This is a genomic window from Streptomyces sp. NBC_01016, assembly GCF_026341035.1.
Taxonomy (GTDB): domain Bacteria; phylum Actinomycetota; class Actinomycetes; order Streptomycetales; family Streptomycetaceae; genus Streptomyces.
Window position 1 is genome coordinate 1,729,195 of the sequence record NZ_JAPEOQ010000001.1, and the last position, 16,114, is coordinate 1,745,308.

The following is a 16,114-nucleotide window of genomic DNA, read 5'->3' on the forward strand; positions in this document are numbered from 1 at the left end:
AACCGTGTCATCGACCGAATGATCGACCGAGTTCGCCATGTGAGCGTCGTGATCGTCAGCAGACAGGAGAACCTCTCGTGACCGTCGTCGGGACTTTCGGTCTGAGCGTGCGGGACCAGGCCCTCGAGGCTGATGTTCAGGCTGGTTTGGCGGCTGTCGAGGAGGGACTGCTCGAAGCCACCAAGAGCGAGGTTCCCTTCATCACGGAGGCCGCCCAGCACCTGGTGCGCGCCGGGGGCAAGCGGTTCAGGCCGCTGCTCGTGACCCTCGCGGCCCAGTTCGGCGACCCGTATGCGCCGGGCATCGTGCCCTCCGCCGTCGTCGTCGAGCTCACGCACCTCGCGACGCTCTACCACGACGACGTGATGGACGAGGCGGACGTGCGGCGCGGGGTGCCGAGCGCCAATCAGCGCTGGGGCAACTCGGTGGCCGTGCTCACCGGCGACTTTCTCTTCGCGCGCGCCTCGCACATCCTCGCCGACCTGGGCCCGGACGCGGTCCGGATCCAGGCGGAGGCGTTCGAGCGGCTGGTCACCGGCCAGATCCTGGAGACCGCGGGACCGGCCGACGGGCGGGACCCGGTCGACCACTATCTGGACGTGCTCGGCGGCAAGACCGGCTCGCTCATCGCCGTGGCCTGCCGCTTCGGCGCGATGATGTCCGGGGCCGACGAGACCGTGGTCGACGTGCTGACCCAGTACGGGGAGCGGCTCGGCGTCGCCTTCCAGCTGGCGGACGACGTGCTGGACATCGCCTCCGACTCGCACGAGTCCGGGAAGACGCCCGGTACCGATCTGCGCGAGGGCATCGCCACGCTGCCGGTCCTGCGGCTGCGCGAGCGGGCCGAGCGGCTCGGTCTCGCCGAGGACAAGGAGCTGGTCGAGCTCCTCGACTCCGACCTCGGCGACGACGACCGGCTCGCGGAGGCGGTTTCGCGGCTTCGGGTTCACCCGGCGCTGGAGCAGGCCCGCCGCGACACGGTTCGCTACGCGGAGGAGGCGAGGTCGGCGTTGGCGCCTTTGCGGGAGTGCGAGGCGAAGGCGGCGATGCTGGAGCTGTGCGACGCGGTGGTGCATCGGGCGGGCTGAATCCGCCGGTTGCGGGGCTCTGGCCTGAATTGGCTGAGCGTGAGCCGGGCCCCGGCCGTATCTCCCCCGAAGGCCGACGCGGTGGGCGTCGGGTCGACAGGGGGAGAACTGAACATGGGCACACTGGGTACACGCATGATCGCGGTCTCCGCGGTCGTCGGCGCCGCCGCCGTCACCGGGCTCGCCGCCCCGCAGGCCCTCGCCGTGGAATCGGAGGGGACCGAGACCGTCCTCGCCACCAGCCTCAACGGGGCCAACGAAGTGCCCGCCGGAGACAGGGACGGCGCCGCCTTGGAGTTCGTACGGGTCAAGGGTGACCAGGTGTCCGTGGCCGTGAAGTGGCGGGGTGTCGGGAAGCCGACGGCCCTGCACCTGCACGAGGGCGCCAAGGGGGCGAACGGCGACGTGCGGGTCGACTTCACCAAGGTGCTCGGGGACGCCAAGGGGCACCGCGTCACGGGCAGCGTCACCGTCAAGGACACCGCGCTCCTCGGGCGGCTCACCGCCGACCCCGGCGCCTTCTACACCAATCTGCACACGGCCGCGTTCCCCAAGGGCGCGGTCCGCGGGCAGCTCCACCGGGTCACCGAACCGACCGACTTTGACCACGCCCTCGACAACTTCCAGGCCTCCGTGGTGCGCGGCCGGCAGATCTACGAGTGCAAGACGGACCCCGCCACCGGCAAGGCGGCCTTCGCGCAGCGCGATGTGAGCGCCGTGCTCGCGGGGCACATCCGGCACTCGTTCACCGCGCCCAACTCCGGTGTACCGCAGTGGGTGGCACCCGACGGAAGTGCCGTGACCGGGGCGGTCGTCTCCCGGACTCCCAACGGCGACGGCAACATCGCCGAACTGGACCTCAAGGCCACCCAGTCGGGCAAGTCGCACGGGCTGCTCGCGGACACCGCCGAGATCCTGCGCCTCAACACCGTGGGCGGCGTGGCCCCTTCGGGCAGCTGTGACCTCGGGGCGATCGTGGGCGTGCCCTACAAGGCGGACTACGTGTTCGTGAACGGCTGAGCACGCCCGATCCACGTACAGCGGTCGGCGGCGTCGCCCCCTACGGGTCGGGGGTGGCGCCGCCGCGATGTGTCATCCCGTAGACGTACGCGGAGTTGATCCCGGGGTCTGACGCTTCCTTGTGGCCGGTTTGGTCAGATTGGGTACACCACTCCAGACCAATCCGGGTGAGAATGGCGGCTTGGGGTGGACGCAAACTGGACGAGTGCACAGGACGGTAAGCCGCCGCCGATCACGGAGGTAGGGCAAGAACATGGCACCGTACGCATCCGAAGACAGCGAGAGCGCCGCGCGGCGCCGCAAGGCCGTGCGCTACGCGGTCCCCGTGGCCGTGGTGGGGTTGGCCGCGGCGACGATCGGGCTCGTTCCGGCGCTCGCCAGCTCAGGCGACCCGGACCTTCCCGACATCACCGCGCGACAGCTCATCGAGAAGATCGCCAAGTCGGACACCGAGCAGCTCTCCGGCACCGTGAAGATCCAGACGGATCTGGGCCTGCCCTCGCTCGGCGGCGCCGCGGGCGGCGGCCTCATGGGCGGCGGGGAGCGAGGGGGCGGCAAGTCCTCTGCCGACCCGCAGTCGAAGCTGACCGAGCTGGCCACCGGCTCGCACACGCTGCGCGTCGCGGCGGACGGCGCGGACCGGCAGAAGCTGTCGATCCTCGACGACGCGTCCGAGTACAGCGTGATCCACAACGGCGACGACGTGTGGGCCTACGACAGCAAGTCGGACGAGGCGTACCACGCGAAGCAGGAGCAGGGCGCGCACTCCGACGGCTCGGGCGACCACGCGAAGAAGGCCCCGAAGGGCGTTCCGGCGACGCCGAAGGAGCTCACGGACGAGATCCTCAAGGCCGGCGGCGACACCACGTCGTTCACGGTCGACGGCACCTCGCAGGTCGCGGGCCGGGACGCGTACCGGCTGCAGATCAAGCCGAAGCAGTCCGGTTCGACGGTCGGCGCGGTCACCGTGTCCGTGGACGCGAAGACCGGTACGCCGCTCAAGTTCAGCCTGACCCCGGCGGGCGGCGGCGCGGCCGTGGTCGACGCGGGCTTCACCAAGGTCGACTTCGCGAAGCCGGCCGCGTCCACCTTCGACTTCAAGCCGTCGAAGGGCACGAAGGTCACCGAGGCGGACGAGCTGGCGAAGACGCAGCGCAGCGAGCGCGGGGCCATGCCCAAGGACCTCAAGGCCGATGAGCTCAAGGCCGGCGGCCTCGACGACGTAAACGTCATCGGCAAGGGCTGGACCTCGATCGCCGAACTGAAGCTGCCGAAGGAGGCCAGTGGCCTGGCCGCGGGCAAGGGCTCGGCCGAGGTGCCGCCCGACGCGCAGAAGTTCCTGAACTCCCTGGGCGACCAGGTGAAGGGCGAGTTCGGCTCCGGCACCGTGTACTCGACCCGCCTCGTGAACGTACTGGTCACCGAGGACGGGAAGGCGTACGCAGGTGCGGTCACCAAGGACGCGCTGGTGAAGGCGGCGAACGCGGGCTGAATCAGCGGTGATTCACGGTGAGGGGGCGGTGCGCACCGCCCCCTCACTCGTATGCGGAGGAGGGGCATGGAAGAGCAACCGGTCATCGAGACGCGGGAGCTCAGCAAGCGGTACCGGGGCGGGCAGCTCGCCGTCGACGGGCTCAGTCTGAGTGTCCCGCCGGGCGCCGTCTTCGGCTTCCTCGGGCCGAACGGCTCCGGCAAGACCACCACCATCCGGATGCTGATGGGCCTGATCGAGCCGACCTCGGGGGCCGCACGCGTCCTCGGCCGGCCCATGCCGCGCGCGGTGCGGACCGTGCTGCCGCAGGTGGGCGCGCTGATCGAGGGGCCCGCCCTGTACGGCTTCCTCAGCGGCCGGGACAACCTGCTGCGCTACGACTCCGCCGACCCGACCGCCGACCCCCGAACCCGCAAGGAGCGGGTCGGCGAGGCCCTGGACCGGGTGGGCCTGACGGCCGCGGCGGGCAAGAAGGCGAAGGCGTACTCGCTCGGCATGAAGCAGCGGCTCGGCCTCGCCTCGGCCCTGCTCACACCGCGCCGACTGCTCGTACTCGACGAGCCGACGAACGGCCTCGACCCGCAGGGCATGCGCGAAATCAGAAGCCTGGTACGGGAGTTGGCCTCCGACGGCACCACCGTCTTTCTGTCGTCCCACCTGCTCGACGAGATCGAGCAGGTCTGCACGCACGCCGCGGTGATGGCGAAGGGCCGCCTCCTCACCCAGGGGCCTGTCGCCGAACTGGCCGCCGGAGTACGCGGAAAGCTCGCCGTCACCACCCCGGACCCGGCCGACGCCGCCCGCGTCCTCAAGGAGCACGGCCTCACGGTCCTCGACCTGGAGGACGAGCGGGTCACGGCCGAACCACCGCCTCCCGAAACGGACTTGGCGGATCTGAACACGGCACTGGTCACCGCGGGCGTGCGCGTGCGCGGCTTCGGTGTCGAGCGGGCCTCACTTGAGGACGCGTTCGTCGCGCTGACGGGGGAGGGCTTCGATGTCGCGGGTTGAGACGATGGGCGCGGCACCGGCGAACCCTCTGTGGACGCTCGGCCTGCTGCGCAGCGAGCTGACCGTGACCCTGCGCCGCTGGCGCACGCTCGCGCTTCTCGCGGTCCTGGCTGGCGTGCCGATCCTGATCGGTGTCGCCGTGAAGATCGAGACGAGCGGGGACGGGGCGGCCGGCGGGGGAGGGGGTCCCGCGTTCATCGCGCAGATCACGAACAACGGCCTGTTCCTGGTGTTCACGGCGCTCGCCGCGACGCTGCCGTTCTTCCTGCCCATGTCGGTCGGCGTCGTCGCGGGTGACGCCGTGGCGGGCGAGGCGAGCGCCGGGACGTTGCGCTATCTGCTGGTCGCCCCCGCGGGCCGGACCCGCCTGCTGCTCACCAAATACGCGACCGTGCTGGCCTTCTGTCTGCTGGCGACGCTGGTGGTGGCGGTCTCCGCGCTCGTCACCGGGCTGCTGCTGTTCCCGCTCGGCGACGTGGTCACCATCTCCGGCACCCGGATCGGCTTCGGCGAAGGGCTGTGGCGGGCCTTCCTGATCGCGCTCGTGGTCGCGGCGTCCCTGGTCGGCATCGCGGCCGTCGGGCTGTTCATCTCGACGCTCACCGGCAGCGGTATCGGGGCGATGGCGACGACGGTGGGCCTGCTGATCACCGTCCAGATCCTCGACCAGATCCCGCAGCTGCACGCGATCCAGCCCTACCTGTTCTCGCACCAGTGGCTGTCCTTCGCCGACCTGATGCGAGCGCCGGTCTACTGGGACGACGTGGTCAAGAACCTTGAACTTCAGGCCCTGTACGCGGCGGTGTTCGGCTCAGCCGCGTGGGCGCGGTTCACGGCGAAGGACATCACGTCGTGAACCGCGCCGGGGGATCCGGTCAGCCGGCCCTGGTGGCGTAGGGGGCCTCGGCCCGCTCCTGGGCCGCGGCGGCGCCCCGTGCCGGACGGTCGCCGCGCCGCGGCCGGGCGAGCAGGAAGCCGACGGGTGCGCCCACCAGCACGGAGGAGTGGAACGGCCAGAAGTTCCAGTCCAGGTCGGGGAAGAGCGCGTACGGCGTGCCCGACACCGAGGGGGAGAAGAAGGTGATGACCAGGATCGCCGCCGTGCTTCCGTAGACGCAGCGCTTCATGGCCGCCGCGGACATGGGGCGGTCGCTGCGCAGCCCGTGGATGACGAGCGGGAGGACCGTCGAGGTCGTCACGGTGTAGGACAGGATCAGCCAGAACTGTGGGCTGACGTCGGGGGTGAGGGCGGCGAGCAGAATGCTCACGCCGCCGATGGTGACCATGGTGAGACGGGCGCGGCCCGCGCTGACGCTCGTCGTGCCGTCGGCCTTGAGCCCTTCCGGCTTGGCCACCGCACCGCCCGCACTGAGGTCGCGGACGACGGAGGCGGCCGCGGAGAGCAGGAGGACGGCGGCAGCGGCGAGGACCATCAGGAAGGTGGCGCAGAGCACGAACAGCAGCCACTTGCCGAGCCCGTCCTCCCCTCCGTCCAGGGCGATGGCGAGGCGGGCGATGATGTTTCCGCCGAACTGCCCCTGCGCGACCAGCTTCTCCTGCGGCACGAGGGCCGCCGCGCCGAAGCCGATGAGGGCGGCCGCGGCGCACATGGGGCCGATGACGGCGAAGCCGACGCCCGCGATGCGGCGTGCGTCGGCCGGCTTCGGGGCGTCGGTGAAGCGCGCGATGAGGTACGGCATGAAGGCCGCGCCGGTCAGCACGCAGAGGCAGAACGCGGCGAGATCGACGAAGCCGACGGGGCCGTCGCCGAAGAGCTGGCCCAGCTCCAGATAGCCGGCCGAGCCGGACCGCTGCCGGTCGGCGGCGTCGAAGATCGCGCCGAAGCTGCCGCCGAACCTGATCAGGACGAGCAGGCCGAGGAGCGGGGCGATGATCACCAGACCGGCCATCTTGGCCATCTGCAGCACGGTCGCGCCGCGGGTGGCGCCGATCGCCGCGCAGGAGACGATCAGCGCGCCCATGAGCACGATGAGCAGCTGCCGGGTCCTGAGGTCGGTGATGCCGACCATCTGGGCCGTGTCGCCGAGGGGCTGGAACTGGGCGGTCAGCAGCGGCACCGTCGCGGCCAGCATGGCGAAACCGGCGGCGCGGCGGCCGGGCCCCGGCGGCAGATGGCGGGCGACGGTCTCGCCGAACGAGCGTCCGCCGACGCCCGCGAGGCGCTTCGCCAGCCACTGCCGCATCAGCAGCGGGGACAGTGCCGCGGCCAGGGCGACGAACAGGCCGTCCCCGCCGGCCACGGCGACGACCCCGACGAGGTACATGACGGCGGCGGCGTTCGCGATGTCGCCGGAGTAGGCGAACCCGGTCAGGCGGGTGCCGAGCCGCTTGTTCTCGCCGACGCGGAAGAACTCGTCCCCGACGCGGAGATCGGGGCTGGCCCACATCGACAGGAACAGGCAGGCGCCGATGAAGAGGAGGAACAGGAGCAGGGCGATCACGAGTCCGCCGGTGAAGTCCCCCATCACGCACCGCCCCCGTGGGCCGGACGCGGTGCGGTGCAGGCGCCCAGGAGGCGTGCGTAGGTCAAGGCTCCTCCAGGAGCAGAACGAGTGGCTTCAGGCGCGGGCGGGACGCGACATCGGCATCGACCGCCCAGAGGTTCGAACACACGTTACCGGCGGTTAGAAGGAGCGCTACGAGGTGAACAGGGTGGATTCAGCGAAGAGTTGGTGACCACCCGGCGGGCCGACGGGTCGGCGGACGGCCGGGTGGGGTCTGCCGCACCGGGTCACTGGATGCAGAACTCGTTCCCCTCGGGGTCGGCCATCACCAGCCACTCCCCGCCCTGCGACTTCACCTCGTTCAGGACGCGCGCGCCGAGGCCGGTGAGCCGCTCGGCCTCGGCCGCCCGCTGCCCGGCCTCGGCGTGTACGTCGATGTGCAGCCGGTTCTTGCCGCTCTTGGCCTCGGGCACCCGCTGGAACAGGATCCGGCGGCCGAGCCCGGTGCCGGTGTCCGCGTCCACCGGGTCGTCGGGGTGGCGCACGGCGACCAGGTCACGGAAGGCGCGCCGCCCCCACCGCGTCACGGTGTCCGCCTCGCTCACCGCCCCGAACCCGAGGAGCCGTTCGATCAGCGCGGCGTTGTCCTCGACCTCGTAGCCGAGGGTGGCTGCCCAGAATTCGGCCTGGTTGTGCGGATCGGCGGCGTCGACGACGAGCTTCCAGTGCAGGGTCATGCACCAGTTATAGGCCGAACTTCCTCCGTGGGGGCGGAAGTTGGCGTCTGACGCGCCGCCTCCGCGGCCGCTTGGGCCAGCCGGGTCCGGTTGATCCGCGCCGTGCGCAGCGCGTCCCAGGTCAGCAGGATGAGCGCCAGCCACACCAGGGAGAACCCGGCCAGCCGCTCGGCCGGCATCGCCTCGTGGAAGTACCAGATCCCGAGCAGGAACTGGAAGACGGGCGTCAGGTACTGCAGGAGTCCCAGCGTCGACAGCGGCACCCGGATCGCCGCCGCCCCGAAGCACACCAGTGGGAGGGCCGTGATGAGTCCGGACGACGCGAGCAGCGCGGCGTGCCCCACGCCCTCCGTCCCGAAGGTCGACCGGCCCTGCGCCGTCAGCCACGCCAGGTACGCGAGCGCGGGCAGGAACTGCACGGCGGTCTCGGCGGCGAGTGATTCGAGCCCGCTGAGGTTGACCTTCTTCTTCACGAGCCCGTACGTGCCGAACGAGAACGCAAGCACCAGCGAGATCCACGGCGGCTGCCCGTACCCGACGGCGAGCACCAGGACGGCGACGACGCCCGTCGCGACGGCCGCCCACTGCGCGGGCCGCAGCCGTTCCTTCAGGAGCAGGACGCCGAGCGCGATCGAGACGAGCGGGTTGATGAAGTACCCGAGCGAGGCCTCGACGACATGGCCGGAGTTCACGGACCAGATGTAGACGCCCCAGTTGACCGTGATCACGGTCGCGGCGATCGTGACGAGCCCCAGCCGCTTCGGCTGCCGGATCAGCTCGCGCGCCCAGCCCCATTTCCGTACGAAGAGCAGCGCGATGCCGACGACGACCAGCGCCCACACCATCCGGTGGGCCAGGACCTCCACGGCGCCCGCGGGCTTGAGCAGGGGCCAGAACAGCGGGACGAGGCCCCACATCCCGTACGCCGCGAACCCGTTGAGGAGCCCGATGCGCCCCTCGTTCGCGCCCTGGCCCCCTGGCTTCGGCTCCGTGCCCGCCCCGTCCTGCATGAACCCTCCCTCGTGACACCCGGCAGCCCCGCGGCGGCCTCCACGAAGGTAGCGCCGCCGAGCCCCGCACGTCATGCCCGTATCGCCATACGGTCCTGACGGATGTGCCGGGGCGGGGGCGTCCGGAAGGGGGTTAGCGCAGTGCGGCGGCGATGGCGTCGGCGATCGGGGTGGTGGGGCGGCCGATGAGGCGGGCCAGGTCGCCGTTCTGCCGGGCGAGCAGCCCCTGCCCGATCGCGGTGTCCACGCCCACGAGGATGTCGGCGAAGGGGGCGGGCAGGCCCGCGCCGAGCAGGATCTCGCGGTTCTGCTCGGGCGTGACGGCCCGGTAGACGATCTCCTTGCCGGACTGCCGCCCGACCTCGGCGGCGTACTCGGCGAGCGACCACGCGACGTCGCCGCTCAGCTCGTACGCCTTGTTCTCGTGGCCCTCGCCGGTCAGTACGGCGACGGCGGCCGCGGCGTAGTCGGCGCGCGAGGCGGAGGCGATTCGGCCCTCGCCCGCGTTCGCCACGACGGCGCCGTGCTCCAGGACCGGGGCCAGGTTCCCGGTGTAGTTCTCGTGGTACCAGCCGTTGCGCAGGAACGTGTACGGCAGGCCGGAGTCGAGGATCGCCTGCTCGGTGACCTTGTGCTCGGCGGCGAGCTCGAAGTCGGCCTCCGGGCCGCCGAGCACCCCGGTGTACGCGAGGAGTTCGACGCCGGCCGTCTTCGCCGCGTCGATCACGGCCTGGTGCTGGGCGACGCGCTGCCCGACCTCGCTGCCGGAGACCAGCAGGACGCGGTCGCCCGCGCGGAAGGCGCCGTCGAGCGTCCCGGGCACGCTGTAGTCGGCGACGCGCAGCTCGACCCCGCGGTCGGCGAGGTCGGCGGCCTTGTCCTTGTCCCGCACGACGGCGGCGATCCGTGCGGCGGGGACGCCCGCGTCGAGCAGTTGCGCGACGACCAGACGGCCGAGGTGGCCGGTGGCACCGGTGACGACGAAGCTCATGTCTGAAATCTCCTTGATGAGGCGGTTCTCCTTCACCGTAGATCGGGTACTAAGGATTCGTAAGTGCCCACTTTGAAGTAAGGTACTGGCGTGACAGTGAGCAGGGTGCGGGAGTGGACGACGGCCGGCGAGGGCATGTGCCCGCAGCGGCTGGTCCTGGAGCACGTCACCAGCCGGTGGGGCGTCCTCGTGCTCATGGCGCTGGAGGAGCGGTCGTACCGGTTCAGCGAGCTGCGCCGGGAGATCGGCGGGGTCAGCGAGAAGATGCTCGCGCAGACCCTCCAGACCCTGGAGCGCGACGGAGTCGTCCACCGCGACGCCAAGCCCGTGATCCCGCCCCGCGTCGACTACTCGCTCACCGGACTGGGCCGCGAGGCCGCCGCGCAGGTCCGCGCGCTCGCGGACTGGACGGAGCGGCGACTGCCCGAGGTGAAGGCGGCGCGCGAGGTGTACGACGAGGGGCGCGCGGACGGCGCGTAACGCAGGAAGTCCGGGCGCGCGGTGGCCGCGTGCCCGGACTTCGCCCTGTTTGCCGGGCGCTCAGCCCACGACGGTCCAGGTGTCGCCGCCGGCGAGCAGCGCACCCAGTTCGCCCTTGCCGTCCCGCTCGATCGCGGCGTCGAGCTGGTCGCTCATCTGCACGTCGTAGACGGGCCGTTCGACATCGCGCAGGACGCCGATCGGGGTGTGGTGCAGGGTGTCGGGGTCGGCGAGCCGGGAGAGCGCGAAGGCCGTGGTCGGGGACGCCGCGTGGGCGTCGTGGACCAGGATGTCCGCCTTGTTGTCCTCCGTGACCGGCACGACGCTGAGGTCGCCGGTGGCCGTGTCGCGCACGACCCCCTTCGAGGCCTCGGTCCCGAAGGTGATCGGCTGCCCGTGTTCGAGGCGGATGACGGCTTCCTCGGCCTGCTGCTTGTCCTTGAGGACCTCGAAGGCGCCGTCGTTGAAGATGTTGCAGTTCTGGTAGATCTCGACGAGCGCCGTGCCCTGGTGGTCGGCGGCCGCACGGAGCACCGACGTGAGGTGCTTGCGGTCGGAGTCGACGGTGCGGGCCACGAAGGACGCCTCGGCGCCGATGGCGAGCGACACCGGGTTGAAGGGCGCGTCGAGCGAGCCCATGGGCGTCGACTTGGTGATTTTGCCGACCTCGGACGTCGGGCTGTACTGGCCCTTGGTGAGCCCGTAGATCCGGTTGTTGAACAGCAGGATCTTCAGGTTCACATTGCGGCGCAGGGCGTGGATGAGGTGGTTGCCGCCGATGGACAGCGCGTCGCCGTCACCGGTCACGACCCACACGCTCAAGTCCCGCCGGGACGAGGCGAGTCCGGTGGCGATGGCCGGGGCACGGCCGTGAATGGAGTGCATCCCGTAGGTGTTCATGTAGTACGGGAAGCGGGACGAGCAGCCGATCCCGGAGACGAAGACGATGTTCTCCTTCGCCAGACCGAGCTCGGGCATGAAGCCCTGCACGGCGGCGAGGACCGCGTAGTCGCCGCAGCCCGGGCACCAGCGCACTTCCTGGTCGGACTTGAAGTCCTTCATGGACTGCTTGGCCTCGGCCTTGGGAACCAGCGACAGAAGCGTCTGAGCGCCGTCCCCGGTCTCCCCCGGGGCCTCTTCCGCGGCCTGGCCGCCGGCCTCCCGGGACTCCCTGGTCTGCGTATCAGCCATCGATGGCCTCCTTGAGAGCGGTGGCGAGCTGCTCAGCCTTGAACGGCATTCCGTTGACCTGGTTGTAGCTGTGTGCGTCCACCAGATACTTCGCCCGTACGAGGGTGGCGAGCTGACCGAGGTTCATCTCGGGGATCACCACCTTGTCGTAACGCTTCAGGACCTCACCCAGATTCCGCGGGAACGGGTTGAGGTGGCGCAGATGGGCCTGCGCGATGTGCTCACCGGCCGTGCGCAGGCGACGCACCGCGGCCGTGATCGGGCCGTACGTCGAGCCCCAGCCGAGGACGAGCGTGCGGGCCTCGCCGGTGGCGTCGTCGACCTCGATGTCGGGCACGTCGATGCCGTCGATCTTCGCCTGCCGGGTGCGGACCATGAAGTCGTGGTTGGCCGGGTCGTACGAGATGTTGCCCGTGCCGTCCTGCTTCTCGATGCCGCCGATCCGGTGCTCGAGGCCCGGCGTGCCGGGGATCGCCCAGGGGCGCGCGAGGGTCTGAGGGTCGCGCTTGTACGGCCAGTAGACCTCGGTGCCGTCCTCGGTGGTGTGGTTCGGCCCGGAGGCGAACTGGACGCGCAGGTCCGGGAGTTCGTCGACCTCGGGGATGCGCCAGGGCTCCGAGCCGTTGGCCAGGTAGCCGTCCGAGAGCAGCATCACCGGGGTGCGGTAGGTGACGGCGATCCGGGCCGCTTCGAGCGCGGCGTCGAAGCAGTCGGCGGGTGTGCGGGGGGCGACGAGAGGGATCGGGGCCTCGCCGTTGCGCCCGTACATGGCCTGGAGCAGGTCGGCCTGTTCGGTCTTCGTCGGCAGTCCGGTCGAGGGGCCGCCGCGCTGGATGTCGATGACGAGCAGCGGCAGTTCGAGGCTCACGGCGAGGCCGATGGTCTCGGACTTGAGCGCGACGCCGGGCCCTGAGGTCGTGGTGACGGCGAGGCTGCCGCCGAAGGCCGCACCGAGCGCGGCACCGATCCCGGCGATCTCGTCCTCCGCCTGGAAGGTGCGCACGCCGAAGTTCTTGTGCTTGCTGAGCTCGTGGAGGATGTCGCTCGCGGGCGTGATCGGGTACGAGCCCAGGTACAGCGGCAGGTCCGCCTGCTTCGAGGCCGCGATCAGCCCGTACGAGAGGGCCAGGTTCCCGGAGATGTTGCGGTAGGTGCCGGGAGGGAAGGCGGTGGAGGCGGGGGCGACCTCGTAGGAGACCGCGAAGTCCTCGGTCGTCTCGCCGAAGTTCCAGCCCGCGTGGAACGCCGCGAGGTTCGCCTTCATGATCTCGGGCTTCTTGGCGAACTTGGCCTTGAGGAACTTCTCCGTGCCCTCGGTCGGCCGGTGGTACATCCACGACAGCAGGCCGAGCGCGAACATGTTCTTGGAGCGCCCCGCGTCCTTGCGCGAGAGCTCGAACTCCTTCAGCGCCTCGACGGTGAGGGTCGTCAGCGGCACGGGGTGCACGTGGTACCCGTCGAGCGAACCGTCCTCCAGAGGGCTCTCCGCGTAGCCCACCTTCTGCATCGCCCGCTTGGTGAACTCGTCGGTGTTGACGATGACTTCGGCGCCGCGCGGCACGTCCCCGATGTTCGCCTTCAGCGCGGCCGGGTTCATCGCCACCAGCACGTTCGGCGCGTCGCCCGGCGTGAGGATGTCGTGGTCGGCGAAGTGGAGTTGGAAGGAGGACACGCCCGGCAGCGTCCCTGCGGGGGCGCGGATCTCGGCCGGGAAGTTCGGCAGCGTGGAGAGATCGTTGCCGAACGACGCGGTCTCCGAAGTGAAGCGGTCCCCCGTGAGCTGCATGCCGTCACCGGAGTCACCCGCGAACCGGATGATCACCCGGTCCACGCGCCGTACGTCCTTGCTCGAATGTCCTGCCGACGTGCGCTGCCCGCCGACAACTGCGCTGTCGGTCCCGTCGGCCTGCTCGGTGGTGCTACTGACCTGGCTGGTCACTGAACTGGACCTCCCTCGAGGCGGCTGTGCGGGCACGGCCGTCCCACCGGCCTTCCCACGGCTCCACCCTACGTCTGTAAGGGTCGCCTTCCCGAGGCGATTTGCATGGTGGACCACCAAATGAGACGGCGGGTCGCCCCGATTTGTGTGGTGATTCCCCCTGTGGAGACGCGCTCGGTCGGTCGATGGTTCTGTGGTGCCCCCATTATCTGACAGGGCGTCAGGTAATCAAGGCAATCACGGCACTCATGAGTTCAGATAGGTCAGAACCGCCAGTACGCGGCGGTGATCCCCGTCACTCTGGGACAGCCCCAGCTTCAGGAAGATGTTGCTGACGTGCTTCTCGACCGCGCCGTCGCTCACCACGAGCTGCCGGGCGATCGCCGAGTTCGTACGCCCCTCCGCCATCAGGCCGAGCACCTCGCGCTCGCGGGGCGTGAGGTTCGCCAGCACGTCCTGCTTGCGGCTGCGGCCGAGCAGCTGCGCGACCACCTCGGGGTCGAGCGCCGTGCCGCCCTCGGCGACCCGCACCACCGCGTCCACGAACTCCCGCACCTCGGCGACCCGGTCCTTGAGCAGGTACCCGACGCCACGGCTCGAACCGGCGAGCAGCTCGGTGGCGTACTGCTCCTCCACGTACTGCGACAGGACCAGCACCCCGAGGTCGGGGAACCGGGCCCGCAGCCGCACCGCCGCGCGCACGCCCTCGTCCGTGTGCGTGGGCGGCATCCGGACGTCCGCGACGACCACGTCGGGCAGCTGTCCCTGTTCCCCCAGCTCGATGATGGTCTTGATCAGCGCCTCGCCGTCGCCGACGCCCGCGACGACCTCGTGCCCGCGGTCCGTGAGCAACCGGGTCAGGCCCTCCCTGAGCAGCACTGAATCCTCGGCGATGACGACCCGCACCTTGTCCTCCACGTTCTCCGGCCCCCCAGCGCACGAACGTCCCGACGCGGTGCGCGCCGAGATCGTTCGATCCTGCCCCCAGCATTCCAGGATCGGGGGGTGTCCGCGGAGTGTTCTTCGGGCGGGTGTCGGGTGGCGGGTGTCCGGTGTCGGGTGGCGCGATGCCGCGCGATGGAGAGTTGGGCCCGGCCACGGGTAACCAGGGGTGGGCGGTGCCGCGGAACCACCCCCGGGCTCACCCCCGTGTCACGCGCGGCGCCACGGCAACTCCGCCGTCACCCGCGTCGGCCCACCCCCGGGCGACTCGACCACCAGAATCCCGTCGACCGCGTCGAGCCGCCCGGCCAGCGCCGCCAACCCGGACCCGCCGGAGGCCACCGCTCCGCCGCCCCCGTTGTCGTACACCTGCACCATCAACCGGTCCCGCGTCCGCCACACGTCGACCTCCGCCCGCGTCGCCCCGCTGTGCTCGCTCACGTTCTGGAGCAGCTCGGAGACCGTGAAGTACGCGATGCCCTCGATGGCCGGCGCCGGCCGCTCCGTCAGGTCGACCTCCACCCGCACCGGCACCGCACACCGCGACGCCACCGACGACAACGCCGCATCGAGCCCCCGGTCGGTCAGCACCGCCGGATGGATCCCGCGCGCCAGGTCCCGCAGCTCCTGCAGCGCCGTCTTCACCTCACCGTGCGCCTCGCCCACCAGGCGCGCCGCCGTCTCCGGGTCCTCGCTCAGCTTCTCCTTGGCGACCCCGAGGTCCATGGCCAGGTTCACCAGCCGGGCCTGCGCCCCGTCGTGCAGATCCCGCTCGATGCGCCGCAGGTCGGCCGCCGCCGTGTCGACCACGACACCCCGGTCCGACTCCAGCTCCACCACGCGCGACGCGAGCCGCGAGGGGCCGAGCAGCCCGATCACCATCAGCCGGTCCACCGTCGTCAGCGCCCGGATCACCCACGGCGTGACCAGCGTGACGAGCAGCCCGAGCCCCGCGGTCACCGTGATCTCGAAGGGGTTGTCGAGGTAGATGGCGTGGCCGGCGTCCCCGTACAGCTGGATGCCGTCCTGTCCCACGTACGTGGGAAACACCCAGCGCCACAACGGATACGTGAGCATCGTCCAGCCGGTCACCCAGAAGCTCAGCCCCACGGCGAACCCGAACACCGCCCACGGCATGTGCAGCACCCCGTACAGCAGATGCCGCCACGAGACGCCGCTCTTGAGCGTCGCCCCGATCCACCCCATCGGCCCGCCCGTGCGCGGCCGCAGCGGCTCCGGCGTACCGACCTCGACGCCCAGCAGCCCGCGCGCCCGCACCCGCTCCAGCGCCCCGAGCCCGCGCGACCCGGCGAGCGCCGCCGCGAGCACCGGAACCCCGATGAACGTGATCAGCAGACCCACACCCAGCGAGGTCATCGTCACGGCCCACACGAACCCGATGATGCTGAGCGGCAGGCTGAGCAGCAGATACCCGAACTCCCGCCACGTCCGCCCCTCGATCGGCGCCCGCAGCCCGGCCGGCAGCCGGTTCAGGCCATGGCGCCGGCCCGAACGGTCGTCGTGGCCACCGTCGAAGCCGTGGCCGGCGTCGCGGTTCTCGTCGTACGAGTACGCGTACGCGTCGCTCTGGTCGCGATATCCGTACTGGTGCGTGGCCATCGTGTCCGTCCGTTCTGCTCAGTACCGCTCAGGTCTGTCGGGGAGCCGTCGCTCTGCTTTCTTGGGCTCTGCTTCAAGCTTCCGCGCGGGCGCGCCCCGCGGCCATGCGGCGGGTCGGCGTCTTCGAC

At 70.8% G+C, this 16,114-nt stretch carries 14 protein-coding genes; 6 read left to right on the plus strand and 8 right to left on the minus strand.

Going from position 1 to position 16,114, the window contains the following annotated elements; genetic code table 11:
- The first annotated feature begins 77 nt into the window (after positions 1-77).
- The 5 genes from OG746_RS08140 (at position 78) to OG746_RS08160 (ending at position 5,467) form a co-directional block, all read left to right on the plus strand.
- Complete coding sequence (locus tag OG746_RS08140; RefSeq protein WP_266712935.1) at positions 78-1,088, plus strand: polyprenyl synthetase family protein; 1,011 nt, start codon at positions 78-80, stop codon at positions 1,086-1,088.
- 114 nt (positions 1,089-1,202) lie between these two features.
- Positions 1,203-2,108: a CHRD domain-containing protein gene (locus OG746_RS08145; RefSeq protein ID WP_266712936.1), complete on the plus strand. Its 906-nt coding sequence runs from the start codon at positions 1,203-1,205 to the stop codon at positions 2,106-2,108.
- A 253-nt stretch (positions 2,109-2,361) separates the two neighbouring features.
- The gene (locus OG746_RS08150) at positions 2,362-3,600 is read left to right on the plus strand and encodes a LolA family protein (protein WP_266712937.1); all 1,239 of its coding nucleotides are present in this window, start codon (positions 2,362-2,364) and stop codon (positions 3,598-3,600) included.
- A 66-nt stretch (positions 3,601-3,666) separates the two neighbouring features.
- Positions 3,667-4,611 (plus strand): ABC transporter ATP-binding protein, encoded by a 945-nt coding sequence (locus tag OG746_RS08155; protein WP_266712938.1) that lies wholly within the window; start codon positions 3,667-3,669, stop codon positions 4,609-4,611.
- Positions 4,598-5,467 carry an ABC transporter permease gene (locus tag OG746_RS08160; protein ID WP_266712939.1) on the plus strand — a complete coding sequence of 290 codons (870 nt, stop codon included), beginning with the start codon at positions 4,598-4,600 and terminating at the stop codon, positions 5,465-5,467. Before OG746_RS08155 ends, OG746_RS08160 begins: the two co-directional genes overlap by 14 nt.
- 19 nt (positions 5,468-5,486) lie before the next feature.
- Here the strand turns inward: OG746_RS08160 and OG746_RS08165 are convergent, their stop codons facing one another.
- The 4 genes from OG746_RS08165 to OG746_RS08180 all read right to left on the minus strand — a co-directional run bounded on the left by OG746_RS08165 (position 5,487) and on the right by OG746_RS08180 (position 9,814).
- Positions 5,487-7,097 (minus strand): SLC5/6 family protein, encoded by a 1,611-nt coding sequence (locus OG746_RS08165; protein WP_266712940.1) that lies wholly within the window; start codon positions 7,095-7,097, stop codon positions 5,487-5,489.
- Positions 7,098-7,363: 266 nt separating this feature from the next.
- Positions 7,364-7,813, minus strand: coding sequence for a VOC family protein (locus OG746_RS08170; RefSeq protein ID WP_266712941.1), 450 nt, complete (start codon positions 7,811-7,813; stop codon positions 7,364-7,366).
- A complete protein-coding gene (rarD, locus tag OG746_RS08175; RefSeq protein WP_266712942.1) occupies positions 7,810-8,823 on the minus strand; it encodes an EamA family transporter RarD in 1,014 nt (337 codons plus the stop codon). The genes OG746_RS08170 and rarD overlap by 4 nt, the downstream gene beginning before the upstream one ends.
- Before the next feature lie 133 nt (positions 8,824-8,956).
- Positions 8,957-9,814, minus strand: coding sequence for an SDR family oxidoreductase (locus tag OG746_RS08180; RefSeq protein WP_266712943.1), 858 nt, complete (start codon positions 9,812-9,814; stop codon positions 8,957-8,959).
- Between the two features lie 135 nt (positions 9,815-9,949).
- Here OG746_RS08180 and OG746_RS08185 point away from each other — a divergent pair, with 135 nt between their 5' ends.
- Positions 9,950-10,294 carry a winged helix-turn-helix transcriptional regulator gene (locus OG746_RS08185; protein ID WP_266718784.1) on the plus strand — a complete coding sequence of 115 codons (345 nt, stop codon included), beginning with the start codon at positions 9,950-9,952 and terminating at the stop codon, positions 10,292-10,294.
- Positions 10,295-10,354: 60 nt separating this feature from the next.
- Here OG746_RS08185 and OG746_RS08190 read toward each other — a convergent pair whose 3' ends face one another.
- The 4 genes from OG746_RS08190 to abrC2 form a co-directional block, all read right to left on the minus strand.
- A complete protein-coding gene (locus OG746_RS08190) occupies positions 10,355-11,356 on the minus strand; it encodes a 2-oxoacid:ferredoxin oxidoreductase subunit beta (RefSeq protein ID WP_266718786.1) in 1,002 nt (333 codons plus the stop codon).
- Between the two features lie 121 nt (positions 11,357-11,477).
- Complete coding sequence (locus OG746_RS08195) at positions 11,478-13,424, minus strand: 2-oxoacid:acceptor oxidoreductase subunit alpha (protein ID WP_266712944.1); 1,947 nt, start codon at positions 13,422-13,424, stop codon at positions 11,478-11,480.
- A gap of 246 nt (positions 13,425-13,670) precedes the next feature.
- Positions 13,671-14,330, minus strand: a complete 660-nt coding sequence (gene abrC3, locus OG746_RS08200; RefSeq protein ID WP_323179676.1) for a response regulator AbrC3 — start codon at positions 14,328-14,330, stop codon at positions 13,671-13,673.
- Positions 14,331-14,576: 246 nt separating this feature from the next.
- Positions 14,577-15,986: a sensor histidine kinase AbrC2 gene (gene abrC2 / locus OG746_RS08205; protein WP_266712946.1), complete on the minus strand. Its 1,410-nt coding sequence runs from the start codon at positions 15,984-15,986 to the stop codon at positions 14,577-14,579.
- Positions 15,987-16,114 lie beyond the last annotated feature (128 nt).

Coding starts and splice junctions, on each gene's coding strand:
- rarD (WP_266712942.1), bottom strand. CDS start 8,823: ATGCAGGACGGGGCGGGCACGGAGCCGAAGCCAGGGGGCCAGGGCGCG.
- OG746_RS08165 (WP_266712940.1), bottom strand. CDS start 7,097: ATGGGGGACTTCACCGGCGGACTCGTGATCGCCCTGCTCCTGTTCCTC.
- OG746_RS08145 (WP_266712936.1), top strand. CDS start 1,203: ATGGGCACACTGGGTACACGCATGATCGCGGTCTCCGCGGTCGTCGGC.
- OG746_RS08155 (WP_266712938.1), top strand. CDS start 3,667: ATGGAAGAGCAACCGGTCATCGAGACGCGGGAGCTCAGCAAGCGGTAC.
- OG746_RS08170 (WP_266712941.1), bottom strand. CDS start 7,813: ATGACCCTGCACTGGAAGCTCGTCGTCGACGCCGCCGATCCGCACAAC.
- OG746_RS08190 (WP_266718786.1), bottom strand. CDS start 11,356: ATGAAGGACTTCAAGTCCGACCAGGAAGTGCGCTGGTGCCCGGGCTGC.
- OG746_RS08150 (WP_266712937.1), top strand. CDS start 2,362: ATGGCACCGTACGCATCCGAAGACAGCGAGAGCGCCGCGCGGCGCCGC.
- abrC2 (WP_266712946.1), bottom strand. CDS start 15,986: ATGGCCACGCACCAGTACGGATATCGCGACCAGAGCGACGCGTACGCG.
- OG746_RS08185 (WP_266718784.1), top strand. CDS start 9,950: ATGTGCCCGCAGCGGCTGGTCCTGGAGCACGTCACCAGCCGGTGGGGC.
- OG746_RS08180 (WP_266712943.1), bottom strand. CDS start 9,814: ATGAGCTTCGTCGTCACCGGTGCCACCGGCCACCTCGGCCGTCTGGTC.
- OG746_RS08160 (WP_266712939.1), top strand. CDS start 4,598: ATGTCGCGGGTTGAGACGATGGGCGCGGCACCGGCGAACCCTCTGTGG.